This window comes from Microbacterium sp. TPD7012, assembly GCF_003075395.1.
Classification (GTDB): Bacteria; Actinomycetota; Actinomycetes; order Actinomycetales; family Microbacteriaceae; genus Microbacterium.
The window spans coordinates 23,301-43,928 of record NZ_QDFV01000011.1; the positions used below are offsets into that span (position 1 = coordinate 23,301).

Sequence of the window (20,628 nt, forward strand, 5' to 3'; positions counted from 1 at the left end):
GCCGACGGGTGACTCTCAGAAGTCCCAGTCGTCGTCTTCCGTGGCCTCTGCCTTGCCGATGACGTACGAGGAGCCCGACCCGCTGAAGAAGTCGTGGTTCTCGTCGGCGTTGGGCGAGAGCGCCGACAGGATCGCCGGGTTCACGTTCGTCACGCTCGACGGGAACATCGCCTCGTAGCCGAGGTTCATCAGCGCCTTGTTGGCGTTGTAGTGCAGGAACTTCTTGACGTCCTCGGTGAGACCGACGCCGTCGTAGAGGTCCTGCGTGTACTGCACCTCGTTGTCGTAGAGCTCGTACAGCAGCGAGAAGGTGTAGTCCTTCAGCTCGTCCCGCTTGGTCTGGTCGACCGTCTCGAGGCCCTTCTGGAACTTGTAGCCGATGTAGTACCCGTGCACGGCCTCGTCACGGATGATGAGGCGGATGAGGTCGGCGGTGTTGGTGAGCTTCGCTCGGCTCGACCAGTGCATCGGCAGGTAGAAGCCCGAGTAGAACAGGAAGCTCTCCAGCAGGGTCGAGGCGATCTTGCGCTTGAGGGGATCGTCACCGCGGTAGTACTCGGTGACGATCTGCGCCTTCTTCTGCAGGTTCGGGTTCTCCACCGACCAGCGGAAGGCCTCATCGATCTCCTTCGTCGACGCGAGCGTCGAGAAGATCGAGGAGTAGCTCTTCGCGTGCACCGACTCCATGAACGCGATGTTCGTGTAGACGGCCTCCTCGTGCGGGGTGATCGCATCGGGGATCAGCGAGACCGCACCGACCGTGGCCTGCACGGTGTCGAGCAGGGTGAGCCCCGTGAAGACGCGCATCGTGAGCAGCTGCTCGTCGGCGGTCAGCGTGTTCCACGACTGGATGTCGTTGGACAGCGGGATCTTCTCGGGCAGCCAGAAGTTGTTGACGAGGCGGTTCCACACCTCGACGTCCTTATCGTCCTGGATGCGGTTCCAGTTGATCGCCTGCACGTGGTCGACCAGCTTGAGCGGTGAGGAGGGAGTCATGATTTTCCTAGGATCGGTCGTTGAGCGAGCGAAGCGAGACGAAACGCCTCAGAGCATGCACGAGACGCACTCGGCCATGTCGGTGCCCTCGAGTGCCATCTGACGCAGACGGATGTAGTAGATCGTCTTGATGCCCTTGCGCCATGCGTAGATCTGCGCCTTGTTGATGTCGCGCGTGGTCGCGGTGTCCTTGAAGAACAGCGTCAGCGACAGGCCCTGGTCGACGTGCTGCGTCGCCGCGGCGTACGTGTCGATGACCTTCTCGTAGCCGATCTCGTACGCGTCCTGGTAGTACTCCAGGTTGTCGTTCGTCATGAACGCCGCCGGGTAGTACACGCGACCGAGCTTGCCTTCCTTGCGGATCTCGATCTTCGACGCGATCGGGTGGATCGACGACGTCGAGTTGTTGATGTACGAGATCGAGCCGGTCGGCGGCACCGCCTGCAGGTTCTGGTTGTAGATGCCGTGCTCCTGGATGGAGGCCTTCAGCGCCGCCCAGTCCTCCTGCGTGGGGATGTGCTTGCCCGCGAAGAGCTCCTTGACCTTCTCCGTCTCGGGCACCCAGGCGCGCTCGATGTACTTGTCGAAGAACGCACCCGACGCGTAGGTCGAGTCCTCGAAGCCGTCGAAGGTCGTGCCGCGCTCGATCGCGAGGTTGTTGGACGCCCGCAGCGCGTGGAACAGCACCGTGTAGAAGTAGATGTTCGTGAAGTCGATGCCCTCTTCGGAGCCGTAGTACACGTGCTCGCGAGCGAGGTAGCCGTGCAGGTTCATCTGACCGAGCCCGATGGCGTGCGAGCGGTCGTTGCCGTCCTCGATCGAGCGCACCGAGCCGATGTGGCTCTGGTCGCTGACCGCGGTGAGGGCGCGGATGGCCGTCTCCACCGTCTGGCCGAGGTCGTCGGCATCCATCGACAGGGCGATGTTCATCGAGCCGAGGTTGCAGGAGATGTCCTTGCCGATGTTGTCGTACGACAGGTCGTCGTTATACGTCGTCGGCGTGTTCACCTGCAGGATCTCGCTGCAGAGGTTCGACATGTTGATGCGGCCCTTGATCGGGTTGGCCTTGTTCACCGTGTCTTCGAACATGACGTACGGGTAGCCCGACTCGAACTGGATCTCGGCGACGGTCTGGAAGAACTCGCGCGCATTGATCTTCGTCTTCTTGATGCGCGGGTCGTCGACCATCTCGCGGTACTTCTCGGTCACGGAGATGTCGCCGAACGGAACCCCGTAGACCTTCTCGACGTCATACGGCGAGAACAGGTACATGTCCTCGTCGTTCTTCGCCAGCTCGAACGTGATGTCGGGAACGACGACACCGAGCGACAGCGTCTTGATGCGGATCTTCTCGTCGGCGTTCTCGCGCTTGGTGTCGAGGAAGCGCATGATGTCGGGGTGGTGGGCGTTGAGGTACACCGCGCCGGCACCCTGACGCGCACCCAGCTGGTTCGCGTAGCTGAAGCTGTCCTCGAGGAGCTTCATCACGGGGATGATGCCCGACGACTGGTTCTCGATCTGCTTGATCGGCGCACCCGACTCGCGGATGTTCGACAGGAGCAGGGCCACGCCGCCGCCGCGCTTCGAGAGCTGCAGGGCGGAGTTGATGCCGCGGGCGATCGACTCCATGTTGTCTTCGATGCGCAGCAGGAAGCAGCTGACGAGCTCGCCGCGCTGCGCCTTGCCGGCGTTGAGGAAGGTCGGCGTCGCCGGCTGGAAGCGCCCGGAGATGATCTCCTCGACGAGGTTCACCGCGAGCTTCTCGTCGCCGTCGGCCAGGCCGAGGGCCGTCATCACGACGCGGTCCTCGAAGCGCTCGAGGTAGCGCTTGCCGTCGAACGTCTTGAGCGTGTAGCTGGTGTAGTACTTGAACGCGCCCAGGAACGTCTCGAACCGGAACTTCTTCGAGTAGGCCAGGTCGTTGAGCTTCTGGATGAAGTCGAACGAGTACTTCTCGATGACCGAGCCCTCGTAGTACTCCTTCTCCACGAGGTAGTCCAGACGCTCCTTGAGCGAGTGGAAGAACACGGTGTTCTGGTTCACGTGCTGCAGGAAGTACTCCCGCGCGGCGCGCTTGTCGGCGTCGAACTGGATCTTGCCGTTCGCGTCGTAGAGGTTCAGCATCGCGTTCAGCGCGTGATAGTCGAGCCCCTCGTAGGACGGGTTGGCCTTGAATGCCACCGTCTCGGTCACTGCGTCACGCTCTGCGTGCTCTTCGACTGCAATTCCCACCGTCGTTCCAATCCGTCGCTCACGCGATCAACATCGTCCTGTGTGCCGAATATTTCGAGCCGGTACAAGTGGGGCACGTGACACTTGCGGCTGATGATGTCGCCGGCGAGACAGAAGGAGTCGCCGAAGTTGGTGTTGCCCGCGGAGATGACTCCGCGGATGTGACGCCGGTTGGCCTCGTCGTTGAGGAACCGGATCACCTGCTTGGGCACGGCCCCGCGTTCGACGCCGCGCCCCTCGCCCCCGCCGTAGGTGGGGGTGACCAGCACGAAGGGCTCGTCGATGACGAGGTCGCCCTCCTGCCGGTGGAGCGGGATGCGCCGAGCGGGGAGCCCGAGCTTCTCGATGAAGCGTGCCGTGTTTCCGGACACGCTGGAGAAGTAGACCAGGAGCGGCGCAGCGGTTGCGACGGCGGCGCTCATAGTTCCCTCCTCAGGGGCAGTCGGTCAGGCCAGACGGGTCGCGAGCTCGGCGATCTTGTCGGGACGGAAGCCCGACCAGTGGTCCTCGTCGGTGACGACGACGGGCGCCTGCATGTAGCCGAGCGCCTTGACCTGCTCGAGGGCCGTCGGGTCCTGGGAGAGGTCGTGGATCTCGTACTCGATGCCCTTGGCGTCCAGCGCCCGGTACGTCGCGTTGCACTGAACGCAGGAAGGCTTGGTGTAGACCGTGATCGACATCTTTCTGACCCCTCAAATCTCTGGCCTGCTTCTCATCAGGCGACTTTTTCCGGCAGACCCCCCGCCGGGAGTTCAATACTACATATGGGTGCCGACATTGGGGGCGACCACAAGGGGTAGTAGTTACATCCGTGTAGTTTTCCACCGCTCTCCCCTGTTACAACACAGGTTCTCCACCGTTTCTTCCACAGGCGGCCCCTCGTCGGAGAGGGCCGCGAAGCCCGAGAATCCGGGGCTGGGAGCCACCTGTGAGAGATCCATCCACAGGTGGCACGCTACGCGGGGCCTCCGACATCGGATTGCTTGTGGAATTCGCCTTTCGGCGTGTCGTCGGCGTGTCGCACGGGTCGTCGCTTCGACGCCGATCGTCGGCGCCCGGTACCGTTGTCTGGTGGCGGGATACCGGGATCTTCTTCGCACGCCGGGAGTGGCGCGCATGATCGCCGCACAGTTGACCGCACGCTTCCCCAACGGGATGTCGTCGCTCGCGATCCTGCTGCACGTCGAGCAGCAGACCGGCTCCTACGGCGCGGCCGGACTCGTCCTCGCCGCGACCAGCGTGGGACAGGCCGTCGCCGGCCCCATCACGAGCCGATGGATGGGCGTGTGGGGGATGCGCCGCGTGATCACGCTGACCCTCAGCGTCTGCGTCGTCGCCGTGCTCGGACTGGCGCTGCTGCCCCTGAACGTGCCCGGCTACATGATCCTGGGCATGATCGCGGGCCTGTCGACACCGCCGATCCAGGCCGCCGTGCGCACGATCTATCCCAAGCTCGTCAACTCCTCGCAGCTGACGCCGCTGTTCTCCCTCGACGCCTCCCTGCAGGAGATCATCTGGATCCTCGCACCGGTCGTCATCACGCTCGTCTCCACGCAGATCGGAACCGTGGAAGGACTGCTGCTCGTCGCGATCATCCTCGTCGGCGGGGGCGCGTGGTTCATCCTCTCCCCCGAGGTAGGACGCGTCCGGATCCCCCGCAGCCGCAACGCGCTGGGCAAGGTCGTGCTCAAGCCGCCCGTCCTGCTCGCCACCGTGATCGGCTTCCTCCTGATCGGCGCCTGCGCCGCTGTCGAGGTCGGCGTCGTCGCGACGTTCGAGCACGGCAGCCTGACGGCCGGACTCGTCCTCGCAGTGTTCTCCGTCGGCAGCCTCGTCGGCGGCCTCGCGTTCGGACACATCCCGATCGGCCCCTGGGCCATGGCCCGGCGGCTGCTGATCGTCACGGTCGGTCTCGCGCTGACGATGGTCATGCTCAACGTGTTCTGGCTCGGCGGCACCCTCGTGCTCGCAGGCATCGGCATCGCCCCGGCTCTCGCCGTCCTGTTCGCGATCACCTCGGCCAGCGTCAAGTTCTCCGAGACCGCCGAGGCGTTCGGCTGGGCGGGCACCGGCCAGCTCATCGGAGCCGCCGCGGGCTCCGCCGTCGCCGGATTCCTCGTCGACCTCGGCGACTGGCGCGGCGCGTACTTCGCCGCGACCCTGTTCGCCGCTGTCGGCCTCCTCGTCGCCGTCGTCTTCGTGCGCTCCTTCCCCGACCTGCGTCACCGCGACGCGAGCCCTCATCCCGACACCGAACCCCTGGCGGTCACCCCTTCATGAGCATCCCCCTCACCCCGTCGTCCCCCGCCCCCGAGATCGTCTGCGTCGGCGAGACGATGGCCCTGATCACGCCGGTCGGCGCCGCGCTGACCACGGCGGAGACCGCGACCATCGGACTCGCGGGAGCGGAGTCGAACGTGACGGCCGGCCTCGCGTTATCCGGTCATCGAGCGGCATGGGCGTCCCGGCTCGGCGACGATCCGCTCGGCGACCGCATCGCGTCGGAGCTGAGCAGGCGGGGCGTCGAGCTCTGGGTGGAGCGCGACACGGATGCGCCGACCGGCGTGATGTTCAAGGACCCCGGCGCCGACGGCTCGTCGGTCTACTACTACCGGCGAGGCTCCGCAGCCTCCGCGATGGAGCCGGGCTTCCTGTCGACCGCACACCTCGCGGGCGTCCGCATCGTGCACACGACCGGCATCACCCCGGCACTGTCCGACACGTGCCTGCGCATGGTCGATCAGCTCTTCGTCGACGCCCGCACCGCGGGTGCGGCCGTGTCGTTCGACGTGAACGACCGACGCCCTCTCTGGTCCCGCGAGCATGCCGCCGCGACCCTTGCCCGCCTCGCGGATGCCGCCGACATCACCTTCGTCGGACGCGATGAGGCCGAGCGGATCTGGGGAACGGTCACGCCCGATGAGATCCGCGCCTTCCTTCCGAACTGCCCGCTGCTCGTCGTGAAGGACGGGGATGTCGGAGCGACCGCCTTCGCGGGAGACGACGAGCCGGTCTTCGTGCCCGCACCGCGCGTCGACGTGGTCGAACCGGTCGGCGCCGGCGACGCGTTCGCCTCCGGATTCCTCGCGGCCACGCTCGAGGAGCGGCCGCTGCACGAGCGTCTCTCGGCGGGGCACGCCGCGGCCGCGCGCGTGCTGGTGACCCACGCGGATATGCCCCCGGTCGACTGATCGGCGCTGCGCGCCCGGCGCCGCCCGCACCCCGCGGTTCTAGGCTGGGACCATGTCTGCACCGCTCCGTCTCCCCCGCATCGCCTGGGGCTCTCCTTCGGCCTCTCGCCGTGCCCTTCTCGTGCACGGTCTCGGTTCCTCCGGTGCCCTGATGTGGCGTCTCGGCGATGCGCTGGCCGCGGCCGGATGGCACACGACGGCCGTCGACCTGCGCGGTCACGGCGACGCGCCCCGGTCACTCGACTACTCGGTCGCGGCGTACGGCGCCGACCTCGCCGCGACGCTGCCCGATGACGGCGGCTCGTGGGATGCGGTCATCGGCCACTCGCTGGGTGGGGCCGCCAGCACGGTGGCCGCGGCATCCGATCCGGAGTGGACCCGGCGCCTCGTCCTCATCGACCCGGCGATCCATGTCGACGGACGCGACGCGTCGATCGTGCGCCGGAGCCAGGAGCGCGCCTTCGCCGACACCCGGATCGAGGTCGTGCAGCAGGAGCATCCGCACTGGCATCCGCAGGATCACGAGCTGAAGGTCGACGCTGTGCTGCGCGCGAGCGCATGGGCCGTGGAGCAGACCAGCGCACAGAACCAGCCGTGGGATGTGCGGGAGCAGGCGGAGCGGGTGACCGTCCCCACGCACGTGATCGCCGCCGATCCTGCTGTCTACAGCATCTTCACCGGCGACCTGGCCGCCGAGGTGCTCGCCGCCAATCCCCGGTTCACGATGTCGGTCGTCGAGGGCGCCGGCCACTCCCTGCACCGCGACAAGCCCGAGGAATCGATCCGCCAGCTCCTGGAGGCCCTGTCATGAGCGACTTCGACCCCGCCGCGTACCTCCCCGACGACCTGCTCGAGCGGATCCGCGAACGCGCGCCGATCCATGATCGCGACAACACCTTCCCGCAGCAGGATCTCGACGAGCTGCGCGCGGCCGGGTACCTCTCGATCCTGGTCCCCGCCGAGCGCGGCGGTGCCGGGCTCTCGCTCGCCCAGGCCGCGGTCCTGCAGCAGCGGCTCGCCGGGGCAGCTCCCGCAACGGCGCTCGCGATCAACATGCACCTCGTCTGGACCGGTGTCGCCAAGGTGTTCTCCGACCGCGGTGTGCCGGGGCTCGAGTTCGTGCAGGACGGCGCCGTGGCCGGCGAGGTCTTCGCCTTCGGCATCAGCGAGGGCGGCAACGACCTCGTCCTCTTCGGCAGCGACACCGCCGCCGTGCCCGACGGCAGCGGCGGCTACGCCTTCACGGGAACGAAGATCTTCACCTCGCTCGCCCCGGTCTGGACGCGGCTGGGCCTGCACGGCCTGGACACGACCAGCCCCGATGCCCCCCAGCTCGTCTTCGCCTTCGTGGAGCGGACGGACGCCGTCGCGACGAGCGACGACTGGGACACGCTCGGCATGCGCGCGACGCAGAGCAGGACCACACGCCTGAACGGGGCGACGGCGGATGCCGTGCACGTGGTGCGCCGGATCGACCCCGGCCCCACCCCCGACCCGATCGTCTTCGGCATCTTCTCGGTGTTCGAGATCCTCCTCGCCTCGGTGTACACGGGCATCGCACGACGGGCGCTCGAGCTCGCCGTGCTCGCCGCCGGGAAGCGCCGCTCCAAGAAGACCGGCGCCGCGTACAGCCAGGACCCCGACATCCGCTGGCGGATCGCGGACATGGCTCTCGACTACGACGCCCTGCCGCCGCAGATCGCCGCCCTCGCCCGAGATGTCGACGACCGCGTCGACAACGGCGCCCGCTGGTTCTCCCTCCTCTCCGGTGTGAAGCACCGGGCCATCACGATGGCCAAGCGGGTCGTCGACCAGGCCATGCTCGTCGGCGGTGGCGGCTCGTACTTCTCCGCCAACGAGCTGTCCCGCCTCTACCGCGATGTCCTGGCCGGCGCCTTCCACCCCTCCGACCCGGAATCCGCCCACGCCACCGCGGCGAGCGCGTGGCTCGGTCCTCTGGAGGACTGAGGCGACATCCTGCCGATATCGCGCCCCAGCTTCACCTGCGGCCGCGGAATCGGTTGCCGAGCGCGCCGCCGAGTGCGAAGATCGCACCATGAGTTCGGTGAAGAAGCACTCATCGCTCGACGCGGTGTCCAAGACGATCATCGAGCTGCTCCAAGAGGACGGACGCCGCTCCTACTCCGACATCGGCCGCGTGGTCGGCCTGAGCGAGGCCGCCGTGCGTCAGCGGGTGCAGCGGCTGACCGAATCGGGCGTGATGCAGATCGTCGCGGTGACCGATCCGATGCAGCTCGGCTTCCACCGTCAGGCCATGATCGGCATCCGCGTCTCCGGCGACACGCGGGTCGTCGCGGAGGCGATCGCCCGGGTCGAGGCGATCGACTACGTGGTGATCACCGTCGGAGCGTTCGACGTGCTCGCCGAGGTGGTCTGCGAGGACGACGATCAGCTGCTGGCCCTCATCAACGACGTCATCCGTCCGATCGAGGGCGTGGTGTCGACCGAGACCTTCATCTACGCCAAGCTGCAGAAGCAGCTCTACAACTGGGGGACCAGATGAGCACGACCCGCACGACCCCGTCGGAATCCGCGCTGCAGAAGATGGCGAAGGATCATCTCTGGATGCACTTCACCCGGCAGTCCACGATGGCCGAGTCGGGCGTGCCGATCATCGTCAAGGGCGACGGGCACCGGATCTGGGATTCCTCGGGCAAGGAGTACTTCGACGGCCTCTCCGGACTGTTCGTGGTGAACGCCGGACACGGCAGGCGCCGCCTGGCCGAGGCGGCCGCCGCCCAGGCCGCCGAGCTGTCGTTCTTCCCGCTGTGGTCCTACGCCCATCCCGCCGCGATCGAACTGGCCGACCGGCTCGCGGACGAGGCTCCGGGAGATCTGAACAGGGTCTTCTTCTCGACCGGCGGCGGCGAGGCCGTGGAGACCGCGCTGAAGCTGGCCAAGCACTACTGGAAGCTGCAGGGCAGGCCCACCAAGCACAAGGTGATCTCGCGATCGGTCGCCTACCACGGGACGCCGCACGGCGCGCTCGCGATCACCGGGATCCCGGCGATGAAGGCCATGTTCGAGCCGGTCGCGCCCGGGGGCTTCCGCGTGCCGAACACCAACTTCTACCGCGCGGCCGAGATGGGCGCGCCCGCCGACGACCTCGAGGCGTTCGGACGCTGGGCGGCCGACCGCATCGAGGAGATGATCCTCTTCGAGGGTGCAGACACGGTGGCCGCGGTGTTCCTCGAGCCTGTGCAGAACTCCGGCGGGTGCTTCCCGCCTCCTCCCGGCTACTTCGCCCGCGTGCGCGAGATCTGCGACCGTCACGATGTGCTGCTCGTCTCGGACGAGGTCATCTGCGCCTTCGGCCGGCTCGGCCACACGTTCGCCTGCACGGGCCTCGGCTACGTGCCCGACATGATCACCTGCGCGAAGGGGATGACCAGCGGCTACTCCCCCATCGGCGCCACGATCGTCAGCGACCGCATCTACGAGCCCTTCTCGCACGGAGACGTGTCGTTCCCCCACGGCTACACGTTCGGCGGCCATCCCGTGTCGGCGGCGGTGGCGCTGGAGAACCTCGCGATCTTCGACGAGGAGGGACTCAACGCCCGCGTGCGGGAGAACTCTCCGCTGTTCCGCGCCGAGCTCGAGAAGCTGAGCGATCTGCCCCTCGTGGGCGACGTGCGCGGCGACGGGTACTTCTTCGGAATCGAGCTCGTGAAGGACAAGAGCACCAAGGAGACCTTCGACGATGCGGAATCCGAGCGGCTGCTGCGAGGATTCCTCTCCCCCGCCCTGTTCGCGGCCGGGCTCTACTGCCGCGCCGACGACCGGGGCGATCCCGTCATCCAGCTCGCTCCCCCGCTCACCACGGGCCCGGCGGAGTTCCGGGAGATCGAGCAGATCCTCCGCGACGTCCTGACGCGCGCTCAGGCGGTGCTCTGACCGCCGGAGCGCGGTGATGCAGCATATCGGGTCGCGCGGATACCGCCCCTCTCTCCGGCGCTACGGTGGCGCCCGGGAGACATCATGCTCGACACGGGGGAAGAGAATCGGACGGCCTTCGCTCAGGCCTTCTCGGGGGCGATCACGGCGCGAGGGGTCTCGCTGTCCTGGCTGCACAGACGGCTCAAGGACCGGGCGAACCCCATCTCGGTCGCGACCCTCAGCTACTGGCGGTCGGGAGAACGGCACCCCGAGGGCCTGCGGTCGCTGACCGCGCTGGAGGACGTCGAGCGCCTGCTCGGGCTGGAGCCGGGCGCTCTGCTCGACCTCGTGAGCACGCGCGCACGACTCGGGTCGCTCGCGCCCGCGCAGAACCCGTTCACCGAATCCCAGGTCCGCGATGCGGCGGCCGAGACCCTGAGGCTGCTCGATGCACCGCCGATCGAGGCGACGAGGTCGCTGTCCGCGCACGTGGTGTCGACCGTCGACGAGAACGGACTGCTCCGCGATCGCACGGCGCAGGTCCTCGTGCAGGCCGTCGCACCGTTCGTCCACGAGATGACCTACGCCCTGATGTCCGTCGAGAGGGTCGTCCGCCGGCCCGAGTGCACGCTCCGGGGAGCGACCCTGGTGCGCGAGCACCTGCACGAGAGCGAGCATGTCTACGCCTGCGTGCTCCGCCTGGATCGACCGCTGGTGATGGGCGCGACGACGATGCTCGAGATCGGGATGGCTGTCCCGCCGCCGCCCGCGGGAGAGCTCCCGGCCGAGGACGAGACGGCCGCCTTCGTGATGCGTCCGATCCGTGACCTCGTCGTCTGGACATGCTTCCATCCGGATGCCGTCCCCGACTGGACGACGGAGTTCGAGCGCACGCCCGCGACCGACGGCCTGGTGTCGCGGACGCTGTCTCCGCGCGACTCCATCCACCAGTCACGCCGGGATTTCGGGCCCGGCATCCTCGGCATCCGATGGGGGTTCGACCGCTGACGGGACTATCGTCGGGGAGAGGAGGGTGGGATGGCAGCTGAGGTTCCCGACGGACGCGACTCGTTCAGCAGGGCGTTCGGAGCAGCGCTCACCGCGAGCGGCATCTCGCTCTCGTCGCTCCAGCGCCGACTCGTCGCCCGCGCCAACCCCGTCTCGCTCACGACCCTCAGTTACTGGCGCTCCGGGGAGCGCGCGCCCGAGGGAGCAGCCTCGCTCGCCGCCGTCGAGGACATCGAGCGGCTACTCGGCCTGCCATCGGGGGCTCTCGGCGGCCTGGTGCCGGAGCGCGTGCGCCTGGGAGCGCTGCACGAACCCCGCAACCCGTTCACGGAGGAGCAGATCACCCGGGCGCTGTCCGAGACGCTCGAGCTCCTCGATGCGCCGCCGCTCGACATCACCCGTGAGCTCTCGACGCATGTGATCGCGGATGTGTCCGCCGACGGCTACCTGCGCCGCCGTGCCGCCCAGACCCTGATCCAGTCCGTCATCCCCGCGACCGTCGACCACGTGACGTACACCCTGCTGTCGGCGGAGGACGTCATCGACCGCCCGGAGATGACAGTGCGAGGGGCGCGGATGGTCCGCGATCACCTGCACGTCAGCGAGCACGTGTACGCCTACGTCCTGAAGCTCGACCAGCCGCTCACGCTCGGCGCGACGACGATGATCGAGGTCACGATGGAAGGGCATGAGGAGTACACCTCGCAGCCGGAGACCGGCGCCTTCGTCGTGCGCCCCATCCGCGACCTCGTCCTGTGGACGCGATTCCATGAGGACGCCGTCCCGGACTGGCTCGACGAGCTCGAGCGGACCGAGTCGACGGACGGCACGGTCTACCGCCCGCTCCGGCCGCAGACCTCGGTGCATCAGACGCGTCGGGACTTCGGTCCTGGCGCGCTCGGCATCCGCTGGGGATACGACGACCGCTGATCCGGCGATCCGAGCGGCCGGGTGACCGTCACGTCAGGAAGCCGCGCAGCAACGCCTCGGAGCCGGCGAGATGATCGCGCATCGCCGCCTCCGCGGCATCCGCTCGTCCGGCGAGGATCGCGGAGACGATGCTCTCGTGCTGCTCACCCGAGTGCTGGATGTTCCGCGGCATCAGCGGGAACGTGTCGAGCCAGGCGTTGACGTCGGCGCGGTTCTCGGCCACGAGCGCGACGAGTGAGGGGATGCCCGCGGCCTCCGCGATCGCGAGATGCAGCAGGGTGTCGAGGCGTCGATACTCGTCCGGTCCCGCCGGCAGCGCCGCCTCATGCCGCGCCCACAGATCCGCACGGGTCGCGGCGTCGAGGGACCGGCTCGCGGCCGCGCGGGCGGCACCGGTCTCGAGCACGCGCCGCAGGCCGAGGACATCGTCGATCTTCTCCGGTGCCACGGCGCCGGGGACCGACGGGTGCGGCAGCGGATCCGCGACGAAGGTCCCTCCGTACCGTCCTCGACGGGGAAGGAGATAGCCGGTGTCGGCCAGTTCGCGGATGGCCTCGCGCACGGTGTCGCGACTCACGCCGAAGGATGCCGCGAGCTCCCGCTCCGGGGGCAGGGACTCCCCCGGGGCGACCACGCCGAGACGGATCGTCTGCACGAGACGGGCGACCGCGTCCTCCAGGGCGTTGCCGCGCCGCAGCGGCCGATAGACCGCTCTCCGCACCTCGACGAGGTCGCCGTCGTGGTCGTTCACAGCGGGGTGACGTAGGCGTTCGTGATCCCGCCGTCCACGACGAAAGCGCTCGCGGTGATGAACGACGAGTCGTCCGAGGCGAGGAAGGCCACGGCCGCCGCCAGTTCCGACGGTTCCGCGAAGCGCCCCATCGGCACGTGCACGAGCCGTCGCTGCGCGCGCTCCGGGTCCTTGGCGAACAGCTCCTGCAGCAGCGGCGTGTTCACCGGTCCGGGGCACAGCGCGTTCACGCGCACCCCCTGCCGGGCGAACTGCACGCCCAGCTCGCGCGACATCGCGAGCACGCCGCCCTTAGACGCGGTGTAGCTGATCTGCGAGGTCGCCGAGCCCAGCAGCGCGACGAACGACGCCGTGTTGATGATCGAGCCGCGTCCCGCCGGCACCATGTGCCGCAGCGCCGCACGGCTGCACAGGTACACGCTCTTGAGATTCACATCCTGCACCCGGTCCCACGCCGGCAGCTCCGTCGTCTCGATCGAGTCGTCGTCGGCCGGTGAGATGCCGGCGTTGTTGAAGGCGATGTCGATGCGGCCGAACTCCGCAGCCACTCCGTCGAACAGCGCGTTCACCTTGGCCTCGTCGGCGACGTCGACAGGGCGGAACACCCCGCCCACCTTCGCCGCAGCCTCCTCGCCCGTCGCCGGGTCGACGTCGGCGATGACGACGAAGGCTCCCTCTGCCGCGAAGCGCTCGGCGGTGGCGAACCCGATGCCGCTCGCACCACCGGTGATGATGGCGACGCGGTCCTTCAGGCGCTGGGTCAGATCGATGCTCATGTGGGTTCTCCGCTCTGTGGGGTGTGGGGTGCGACGCGATCAGGGTTCATCGGTCGCGAAGAAGACGTTCTTGGTCTCGGTGAAGTGCTCGGCGGCGTCCGGACCGAGCTCACGCCCGAGGCCGGAGGCCTTCATGCCGCCGAACGGCGTCGCGTAGCGCACCGAGGAGTGCGAGTTCACCGACAGCACACCGCTGCGCACGCCTCGCGCCACGCGCACACCGCGTCCGAGGCTCTCGGTCCATACGGAGCCTGCGAGCCCGTACACCGTGTCGTTCGCCAGGCGGATCGCGTCGGCCTCGTCCTCGAACGGCATCACCGCGACGACGGGGCCGAAGACCTCCTGTTGGGCGATGCGGTCGGAGGGGTCGGCGAGCACGACGGCCGGGGCGAACCAGAACCCGTCCCCCTCGGGCGCGGTACCGCGAAACGCGATGTCGGCGCCGTCGAGGAAGGAGGAGACGGTGTCGCGGTGCCCGGCCGAGATGAGCGGGCCCATGTCAGTGTCGGAGCTGCCGGGGTCTCCCACGCGCCAGGCCGCGACGGCCGGCTCGAGCAGTTCGAGGAAGCGGTCGAAGACCGAGCGCTGCACGAGCAGCCTGCTGCGCGCGCAGCAGTCCTGGCCGGCGTTGTCGAACACCGAGCCGGGCACCGCGGCCGCCGCCCGCTCGAGATCGGCGTCGGCGAAGACGATGTTCGCGCTCTTGCCGCCGAGCTCGAGCGTCACCGGCTTGAGCGCACGCGCACAGCCCGCCGCCACCTCGATGCCGACCTCGGTCGACCCGGTGAAGACCACCTTGCGCACGTCGGGATGCTCGACCAGTCGCTGGCCCACCACCGAACCCAAGCCGGTCACGACCTCGAACAGTCCATCGGGGAGCCCTGCCTCGAGCGCGAGCTCGCCGAGGCGGATCGCCGTGAGCGGGGTCAGCTCGGCCGGCTTCAGCACCACCGCGTTGCCGGCGGCGAGCGCCGGCGCGAACGCCCACGACGCGATCGTCATGGGGAAGTTCCACGGCACGATGACGCCGACCACGCCGTAGGGGTCGTGGAAGGTCACGTCGAGCCCGCCGGCCACCGGGATCTGCCGACCGGACAGGCGCTCCGGGTCGGCCGAGTAGTAGTTGAGCACCTGGGCGACGTGCCCCGCCTCCCAGCGGGCGGAGCCGATCGGATGCCCGGAGTTGAGGACCTCGAGCTGGGCGAGCTCTTCGACGGCACCCTCGACCGCGCGGGCGAACGCCCGGAGCGCGTCCGCGCGGGCGACCGGTGCCAGCGCCGCCCACCGGCGCTGCGCGACGACGGCGCGGGCGATCGCGGCATCCGTCTCTCCGATGTCGGCGCGGGCGACGTCGCGGATCGCCGCGCCGGTCGACGGATTGATGACGGTGAACGCACTCATCGCGATTCTTCCTTCCGTCGCGCGGCGAACGCGCGAGCCTGTGAGACGAGATCGGCGAAGAGACGCCGGTCCTCGGCGTTCTCCTCCGGATGCCATTGGATGCCGACGACATGGCCGGCCGAGGTGTCGACGAACGCCTGCACGAGTCCGTCGTCGGAGCGCGCGGCTGCGGTCAGTCCGTCTCCGAGCCGATCGATGCCCTGGTGGTGATAGCTGTGCACCCGCAGCCCGCCCGCACCGAGGACCCCGGCGAGCGCCGTGTCGTCCGACACCTCGATGTCGTTCTCGGCGAAGACGCCGCCGCCCAGACGGTAGCGCTCGGTTCCGAGAGTCTCGGGCAGATGCTGCTGGAGGGTGCCGCCGCGGGCGACGTTCACGAGCTGCAGACCCCGGCAGATCGCGAGCACCGGGATGCGCCGCCGCTCCGCCGCGCGGAACAGGGCGAGCTCCCAGGCGTCGCGGTCGGTGCGGGCGGGATCGGTGAGCGGATGCCGCTCCTCGTCGTAGAGCTCGGGGGCGACGTCGGCCCCGCCCGAGAGGATGATTCCGTCCATTCCGGCGATGGCCGCTTCCGCCGTCTCCGGATCCTGCGGGGGCAGCAGCAGCGCGATGCCGCCCGATGCGGTCACCCCGGTCAGGTACTGCTCGGGGAGGAACGCGGCCCGCACATCCCACACCCCCTGCTGCGCCCGCTCCAGATAGGTCGTGACACCGATCAGCGGTGCCGGTTCAGAGCCGCTCGAAACCACGGATGCGCTCCCAGTCGGTGACGGCGGCGTCGTAGGCCTCGAGCTCGATGCGCGCCTGGTTCAGGTAGTGGTCCACGACGTCGTCGCCGAACGCCGCCCTCGCGATGGTCGACTCGCTGAACAGCTGCGCCGCCTCGCGGAGAGTCGTCGGGAGGTGGTCGACGCCGGCCTCGTAGGCGTTGCCCTCGAAGCGCTCCGGCAGCGGCAACTCGTTCTCGATGCCGTACAGGCCGCCGGCGATGATCGCCGAGATGCCCATGTACGGGTTCACATCGCCGCCGGGCACCCGGTTCTCGACCCGGAGCCCGGAACCGCTGCCGATCACGCGCAGCGCGCAGGTGCGGTTGTCGATGCCCCAGGCGACGCCGGTCGGCGCGAAGCTGCCCTTGGCGAAGCGCTTGTAGGAGTTGATGTTCGGCGCGTAGAGCAGCGTGAACTCGCGGAGCGTCGCCAGGATGCCGGCGATCCAGTGCTCCATGACCGGGCTGAACCCGTGCGCTCCGTCGCCGGCCATCACCGGCGTGCCGTCATCCGCACGCAGCGAGAGGTGGATATGGCAGCTGTTGCCCTCGCGCTCGTTGAACTTCGCCATGAAGGTGAGCGCCTGCCCGTGCTGCGCGGCGATCTCCTTCGCACCGTTCTTGTAGATCACGTGCTGGTCGGCGGTCTCGCGCACTTCGGCGTAGCGGAATGCGATCTCCTGCTGGCCGAGGTTGCACTCGCCCTTGACGCCCTCGCAGTACATGCCCGCGCCGTCCATGCCGTTGCGGATGTCCCGCAGCAGCGGCTCCATCCGGGTCGAGGCCTGCAGGTTGTAGTCGACGTTGTAGTCGGTCGCCGGCGTCAGTCCCTCGTACTTGCGCGCCCAGGCGTCGCGGTAGGTGTTCTCGAACACGATGAACTCGAGCTCGGTTCCCGAGAAGGCGGTCCATCCCCGTTCGGCCAGGCGATCACGCTGCCGATCGAGGATCGCGCGCGGCGACGGCCCCACCGGCTCGCCGTTCTGCCAGACCAGATCGGCCATGATCAGGACCGTGCCCTCGAGCCACGGCATCCGACGGAGCGTGACGACATCGGGGCGCAGCACCATGTCGCCGTATCCGCGGTTCCAGCCCGACATCGCGTAGCCGTCGACCGTGTTCATGTCGACATCGACCGACAGCAGGTAGTCGCAGGCCTCGGCGCCGTGATGCAGGATGTCCTCCTGGAACAGCCGCGCGGAGACCCGCTTGCCGACCAGTCGTCCCTGCGCGTCGGCGAAGGCCACGATCACCGTGTCGATCTCGCCGGCGGCGATGCCGGCATCCAGCTGCTCGATGCTCAGGTTTCCCGACATCTTCTCGCTCCCGTCGTCGTGGTGAAGGCGATCGACCGACCGGCTTCGCCCTCAGAGTAGATCACCTCGACGTCTAAAGGTAGACGAAACCACCATTGACTGCCACAATCATCCGCAAGGTGCACCCGGCGCCTGTGTGCATGCGAACGGAGAGCGGATGTCTGAGCAGAGCAATGAATCCCGCAAGGTCGCTGGGGCGACCTATACACGTGCCGGGAGTGACTACTTCGAGAAACGGACCCTGAAGAGATCGGCCGGCGTCTGGGGACTCTGGGGTCTCGCCGTCGCCGCCGTCATCTCCGGCGACTTCTCCGGTTGGAACTTCGGCATCGACTTCGCGGGCTTCGGTGGCATGCTGATCGCCTTCGCGATCCTCGTCGCCATGTACTACGGCATGATCTTCGCGATCGGCGAGATGGCGGCGGCCATGCCCCACACGGGCGGGGCCTACTCGTTCGCCCGATCGGCCATGGGCCCCTGGGGAGGTCTGGTCACCGGCGCCGCCGAGACGATCGAGTACGTCGCCACCACGGCGGTGATCGTCTACTTCTCGGCATCGTATGCGAACGGCATCACGAGCGAGCTGCTCGGTCTCGAGCTGCCGGGGTGGGTCTGGTACCTCATCCTCTACGTCGTCTTCATCGCGCTGAACTCCGCGGGCGCCGCGATCTCCTTCCGCTTCGCGATCGTCGTCTCGGTGATCTCGATCGGCATCATCCTCGTGTTCTCCGTGATGGCGATCTTCTCCGGCGCCTTCAGCTGGGACGCGCTGTGGGACATCGTCCCCGACGAGGGACAGTCGACCTTCCTCCCGCACGGCGTGCTGCCGATCCTGTTCGCCCTGCCCTTCGCGATGTGGTTCTTCCTGGGGATCGAGGAGCTGCCGCTGGCCGCCGAGGAGTCGCACAACCCGACCCGCGACATCCCGAAGGCCGGATTCTGGGCCCGGGGCACCCTCATCGTGACCGGCCTCCTGGTGCTGTTCCTCAACACCGGAGTGATCGGTGCCGAGGCCACCGGCACCGCCGGCGAGCCGCTCCTCGACGGCTTCCGCGCGATCGTCGGCGACCAGCTCGCCGCGGTGCTGGCGCTGTTCGCCCTGATCGGTCTGCTCGCGTCGCTGCAGGGCATCATGTTCGCCTACGGCCGCAACATGTACTCGCTGTCCCGCGCCGGCTACTACCCGCGGTTCCTCTCCCTCACCGGGAAGCGTCAGACCCCGTGGGTGGCCCTCACCGTGGGGGCCGCGATCGGCTTCGTCGCTCTGATCGTGCTCGATGTGCTCACGGCGGTCGACTCGGAGGGTGCAGGGACCGTCGCCGGCGCGATCGTGCTGAACATCGCCGTCTGGGGCGCGGTCGTGGCCTATGGGCTCCAGCTCGTGTCGTTCATCATCCTGCGCAAGAAGTTCCCGAACGTCGACCGCCCGTATGTGAGCCCCTGGGGCATCCCGGGCGCCGTGATCGCGCTCGTGATCGCCGCGCTCATCTTCGTGGGCTTCCTGCTGAACCCGACGTTCGGTCCGGCCATCATCGCGATCGCGATCGTCTACGCGATCATCCTGCTCGGATTCGGCCTGTTCTTCCGGCACCGCCTCGTGCTCTCCCCGGAAGAGGAGTACGCGCTCTCGGGCGGTTCGCACGGAGACCCGCAGGCCGAGGGCTACGACGCGATGGAGGGCGAGATCTTCGACGGGAAGCGGTGACCGCAGAGGAGCGCGTCGGGCCCGACCCTACTTGCGGTCGAAGTCGAACGCCTTGAGAAGCTCGGCGACCGCCTTGTCGCGCTCCTCTCCCCCCTCGTCGAACATGTGCGTGACGTGCGTGCGCAGGTGATTCTCGAGCAGCAAACGGTTCAGCGACTCGAGTGAGCGCTGGATCGCACGGGACTGCGTGATGATGTCCATGCAGTACTCCTCGTTCTCGATCATCCGCGCGACGCCGCGCATCTGACCCTCGAGGATGCTGGTGCGGTGCAGAGCGCGCTTCTTGATGTCTTCGATCACGTCTCGAGGGTACTCTCCGCGTGAAAGGATGGCGTCATGCCGCGAACACCGATGGCGCAGCTCTCGCCCGCCGACCAGGAGCGGTTGCGCGCCCTCCGTCGCATGAAGGCCGTGGCCCTCGGCGCGCTGGTGTTCATGGCGGTCGCGTTCGTCTTCGCCTTCGCCTTCCAGGAGCGATGGGGCTGGCTCGCGTACGTGCGCGCCGCCGCCGAGGGCGGAATGGTCGGCGCCCTGGCGGACTGGTTCGCCGTGACCGCCCTGTTCCGGCGGCCGCTCGGGCTCCCGATCCCGCACACCGCGATCATCCCGAGCCGCAAGGACGAGATCGGGCGCACGCTCGGCGAGTTCGTGGAGACCAACTTCCTCGAAGCCGGCGTCGTGCGCACGAAGCTGTCGAGCACCGCGATCGCACTGCGTGCGGGAGAGTGGCTGAAGGAGGGACCGCACGCCGAGCGCGTGGGCGCTGAAGGCGCCACGATCGCCACGGCCGTGCTCAACGCGCTCAGCGACGACGACGTCCGCGACCTCATCACCGACCTCGCCCGCGAGCACCTCGTCGAACCGGAGTGGGGACCGCCCGCGGGCGTCTGGCTGGAGAAGATCGTCGCCGCCGATGCGCACCACGGCGCCGTCGACCTCGCGGTGGACAACATCGGACGATGGCTCGAAGCGAACGCCGAGTCGTTCTCCGGCCTCGTCTCCCGCCGCCTGCCCGGTTGGGTGCCCAAGCTCGCGCACCGATTCGTCGACGACACCGTCTACAACGAGGCCATCAAGTTCGTGCATGCCGTGCAGGCCGACCCGCGGCATCCGGCGCGGATCGCGATCGACGGGTATCTCTCCCGACTGGCCGACAACCTGCAGAACGATCCCGAGACCCGGGCGAAGCTCGAGAACGCGAAGGCGTCGCTGTTCGACAGCCCGCGGGTGGGCGCCCTCGCGGCCGAGGCATGGAACACCGCGAAGAACGGCCTGCTCACCGCCCTCGCGGATCCGGAGAGCGGGCTGCGTCGGCGCGCCGTGCGCGCCCTCCAGGAGGTGGGCGAGCGCCTGACGACGGATGCCGCGCTGCAGCACCGCGTCGACACCTGGGTGTCGGATGCCGCCGTCTTCCTCGTCGACCGCTACCGGCATGACATCGCCTCGATCATCACCGACACGGTCGAGCGCTGGGATCCCGCCGAGACCACCGAGAAGATCGAGCTCATGGTGGGCCGCGACCTGCAGTACATCCGCTTGAACGGCACGTTCGTCGGCGCCCTCGCCGGTCTCGCGATCTTCACGATCGCGCACGCCCTGATCCCCGGAGTCTGAGGTCCCGATCTCTGAGCACGTCTACGACGAGCAGCGGATCAG

20 protein-coding genes are annotated in these 20,628 nt (G+C 68.3%); 10 read left to right on the forward strand and 10 right to left on the reverse strand.

What is annotated here, in order from left to right:
• Positions 1 to 15: 15 nt before the first annotated feature.
• Genes nrdF through nrdH form a run of 4 tightly spaced genes read right to left on the reverse strand, consistent with a single transcriptional unit; the run spans position 16 to position 3,908 of the window.
• Positions 16 to 996: a class 1b ribonucleoside-diphosphate reductase subunit beta gene (gene nrdF / locus DC434_RS19430; RefSeq protein WP_116636969.1), complete on the reverse strand. Its 981-nt coding sequence runs from the start codon at positions 994 to 996 to the stop codon at positions 16 to 18.
• 48 nt (positions 997 to 1,044) lie between these two features.
• Complete coding sequence (gene nrdE, locus DC434_RS19435) at positions 1,045 to 3,189, reverse strand: class 1b ribonucleoside-diphosphate reductase subunit alpha (protein WP_116636970.1); 2,145 nt, start codon at positions 3,187 to 3,189, stop codon at positions 1,045 to 1,047.
• The gene (gene nrdI, locus DC434_RS19440; protein ID WP_116636971.1) at positions 3,186 to 3,650 is read right to left on the reverse strand and encodes a class Ib ribonucleoside-diphosphate reductase assembly flavoprotein NrdI; all 465 of its coding nucleotides are present in this window, start codon (positions 3,648 to 3,650) and stop codon (positions 3,186 to 3,188) included. The genes nrdE and nrdI overlap by 4 nt, the downstream gene beginning before the upstream one ends.
• Positions 3,651 to 3,674: 24 nt before the next feature.
• The gene (gene nrdH, locus DC434_RS19445; RefSeq protein ID WP_116636972.1) at positions 3,675 to 3,908 is read right to left on the reverse strand and encodes a glutaredoxin-like protein NrdH; all 234 of its coding nucleotides are present in this window, start codon (positions 3,906 to 3,908) and stop codon (positions 3,675 to 3,677) included.
• A gap of 391 nt (positions 3,909 to 4,299) precedes the next feature.
• On the opposite strand from nrdH, the gene DC434_RS19450 reads away from it, so the two are divergent.
• From DC434_RS19450 to DC434_RS19485, 8 genes are all read left to right on the forward strand, one after another.
• Positions 4,300 to 5,508 carry an MFS transporter gene (locus DC434_RS19450; protein WP_165808135.1) on the forward strand — a complete coding sequence of 403 codons (1,209 nt, stop codon included), beginning with the start codon at positions 4,300 to 4,302 and terminating at the stop codon, positions 5,506 to 5,508.
• Positions 5,505 to 6,419 (forward strand): sugar kinase, encoded by a 915-nt coding sequence (locus DC434_RS19455; RefSeq protein WP_116636974.1) that lies wholly within the window; start codon positions 5,505 to 5,507, stop codon positions 6,417 to 6,419. Before DC434_RS19450 ends, DC434_RS19455 begins: the two co-directional genes overlap by 4 nt.
• Before the next feature lie 52 nt (positions 6,420 to 6,471).
• Entirely contained in the window at positions 6,472 to 7,230 is a 759-nt protein-coding gene (locus DC434_RS19460) for an alpha/beta hydrolase (protein WP_116636975.1), read from the forward strand.
• Positions 7,227 to 8,387 (forward strand): acyl-CoA dehydrogenase family protein, encoded by a 1,161-nt coding sequence (locus DC434_RS19465; RefSeq protein WP_116636976.1) that lies wholly within the window; start codon positions 7,227 to 7,229, stop codon positions 8,385 to 8,387. Before DC434_RS19460 ends, DC434_RS19465 begins: the two co-directional genes overlap by 4 nt.
• An 88-nt stretch (positions 8,388 to 8,475) precedes the next feature.
• The gene (locus tag DC434_RS19470; protein WP_116636977.1) at positions 8,476 to 8,943 is read left to right on the forward strand and encodes an Lrp/AsnC family transcriptional regulator; all 468 of its coding nucleotides are present in this window, start codon (positions 8,476 to 8,478) and stop codon (positions 8,941 to 8,943) included.
• A complete protein-coding gene (locus DC434_RS19475; protein ID WP_116636978.1) occupies positions 8,940 to 10,334 on the forward strand; it encodes an aspartate aminotransferase family protein in 1,395 nt (464 codons plus the stop codon). Before DC434_RS19470 ends, DC434_RS19475 begins: the two co-directional genes overlap by 4 nt.
• An 84-nt stretch (positions 10,335 to 10,418) precedes the next feature.
• A complete protein-coding gene (locus DC434_RS19480) occupies positions 10,419 to 11,324 on the forward strand; it encodes a hypothetical protein (RefSeq protein WP_116636979.1) in 906 nt (301 codons plus the stop codon).
• Positions 11,325 to 11,354: 30 nt separating this feature from the next.
• Positions 11,355 to 12,254: a hypothetical protein gene (locus DC434_RS19485; RefSeq protein ID WP_116636980.1), complete on the forward strand. Its 900-nt coding sequence runs from the start codon at positions 11,355 to 11,357 to the stop codon at positions 12,252 to 12,254.
• 28 nt (positions 12,255 to 12,282) lie between these two features.
• Here the strand turns inward: DC434_RS19485 and DC434_RS19490 are convergent, their stop codons facing one another.
• From DC434_RS19490 to DC434_RS19510, 5 genes are read right to left on the reverse strand one after another with little or no spacing between them, the layout of a single operon-like run.
• Entirely contained in the window at positions 12,283 to 13,005 is a 723-nt protein-coding gene (locus DC434_RS19490; RefSeq protein ID WP_116636981.1) for a GntR family transcriptional regulator, read from the reverse strand.
• Positions 13,002 to 13,781 (reverse strand): 3-oxoacyl-ACP reductase, encoded by a 780-nt coding sequence (locus tag DC434_RS19495; protein WP_116636982.1) that lies wholly within the window; start codon positions 13,779 to 13,781, stop codon positions 13,002 to 13,004. The genes DC434_RS19490 and DC434_RS19495 overlap by 4 nt, the downstream gene beginning before the upstream one ends.
• A 39-nt stretch (positions 13,782 to 13,820) precedes the next feature.
• Positions 13,821 to 15,182: an aldehyde dehydrogenase family protein gene (locus tag DC434_RS19500; protein WP_116636983.1), complete on the reverse strand. Its 1,362-nt coding sequence runs from the start codon at positions 15,180 to 15,182 to the stop codon at positions 13,821 to 13,823.
• Positions 15,179 to 15,931: a gamma-glutamyl-gamma-aminobutyrate hydrolase family protein gene (locus DC434_RS19505; protein WP_165808136.1), complete on the reverse strand. Its 753-nt coding sequence runs from the start codon at positions 15,929 to 15,931 to the stop codon at positions 15,179 to 15,181. The genes DC434_RS19500 and DC434_RS19505 overlap by 4 nt, the downstream gene beginning before the upstream one ends.
• Complete coding sequence (locus DC434_RS19510) at positions 15,912 to 17,267, reverse strand: glutamine synthetase family protein (RefSeq protein WP_116636984.1); 1,356 nt, start codon at positions 17,265 to 17,267, stop codon at positions 15,912 to 15,914. The genes DC434_RS19505 and DC434_RS19510 overlap by 20 nt, the downstream gene beginning before the upstream one ends.
• A gap of 157 nt (positions 17,268 to 17,424) precedes the next feature.
• Between DC434_RS19510 and DC434_RS19515 the strand changes: the two genes are divergently transcribed.
• Positions 17,425 to 18,972, forward strand: a complete 1,548-nt coding sequence (locus DC434_RS19515) for an amino acid permease (RefSeq protein ID WP_116636985.1) — start codon at positions 17,425 to 17,427, stop codon at positions 18,970 to 18,972.
• 27 nt (positions 18,973 to 18,999) lie between these two features.
• Here DC434_RS19515 and DC434_RS19520 read toward each other — a convergent pair whose 3' ends face one another.
• Entirely contained in the window at positions 19,000 to 19,272 is a 273-nt protein-coding gene (locus tag DC434_RS19520) for a metal-sensitive transcriptional regulator (protein ID WP_056517673.1), read from the reverse strand.
• A 36-nt stretch (positions 19,273 to 19,308) separates the two neighbouring features.
• Here DC434_RS19520 and DC434_RS19525 point away from each other — a divergent pair, with 36 nt between their 5' ends.
• Positions 19,309 to 20,586 carry a DUF445 domain-containing protein gene (locus DC434_RS19525; RefSeq protein ID WP_116636986.1) on the forward strand — a complete coding sequence of 426 codons (1,278 nt, stop codon included), beginning with the start codon at positions 19,309 to 19,311 and terminating at the stop codon, positions 20,584 to 20,586.
• The last annotated feature ends 42 nt before the right edge of the window (positions 20,587 to 20,628 follow it).

Coding starts and splice junctions, on each gene's coding strand:
- DC434_RS19475 (WP_116636978.1), top strand. CDS start 8,940: ATGAGCACGACCCGCACGACCCCGTCGGAATCCGCGCTGCAGAAGATG.
- DC434_RS19485 (WP_116636980.1), top strand. CDS start 11,355: ATGGCAGCTGAGGTTCCCGACGGACGCGACTCGTTCAGCAGGGCGTTC.
- DC434_RS19510 (WP_116636984.1), bottom strand. CDS start 17,267: ATGTCGGGAAACCTGAGCATCGAGCAGCTGGATGCCGGCATCGCCGCC.
- DC434_RS19495 (WP_116636982.1), bottom strand. CDS start 13,781: ATGAGCATCGATCTGACCCAGCGCCTGAAGGACCGCGTCGCCATCATC.
- nrdI (WP_116636971.1), bottom strand. CDS start 3,650: ATGAGCGCCGCCGTCGCAACCGCTGCGCCGCTCCTGGTCTACTTCTCC.
- DC434_RS19470 (WP_116636977.1), top strand. CDS start 8,476: ATGAGTTCGGTGAAGAAGCACTCATCGCTCGACGCGGTGTCCAAGACG.
- DC434_RS19500 (WP_116636983.1), bottom strand. CDS start 15,182: ATGAGTGCGTTCACCGTCATCAATCCGTCGACCGGCGCGGCGATCCGC.
- DC434_RS19460 (WP_116636975.1), top strand. CDS start 6,472: ATGTCTGCACCGCTCCGTCTCCCCCGCATCGCCTGGGGCTCTCCTTCG.
- DC434_RS19515 (WP_116636985.1), top strand. CDS start 17,425: ATGTCTGAGCAGAGCAATGAATCCCGCAAGGTCGCTGGGGCGACCTAT.
- DC434_RS19525 (WP_116636986.1), top strand. CDS start 19,309: ATGCCGCGAACACCGATGGCGCAGCTCTCGCCCGCCGACCAGGAGCGG.
- DC434_RS19465 (WP_116636976.1), top strand. CDS start 7,227: ATGAGCGACTTCGACCCCGCCGCGTACCTCCCCGACGACCTGCTCGAG.
- DC434_RS19455 (WP_116636974.1), top strand. CDS start 5,505: ATGAGCATCCCCCTCACCCCGTCGTCCCCCGCCCCCGAGATCGTCTGC.
- nrdH (WP_116636972.1), bottom strand. CDS start 3,908: ATGTCGATCACGGTCTACACCAAGCCTTCCTGCGTTCAGTGCAACGCG.
- DC434_RS19480 (WP_116636979.1), top strand. CDS start 10,419: ATGCTCGACACGGGGGAAGAGAATCGGACGGCCTTCGCTCAGGCCTTC.
- nrdF (WP_116636969.1), bottom strand. CDS start 996: ATGACTCCCTCCTCACCGCTCAAGCTGGTCGACCACGTGCAGGCGATC.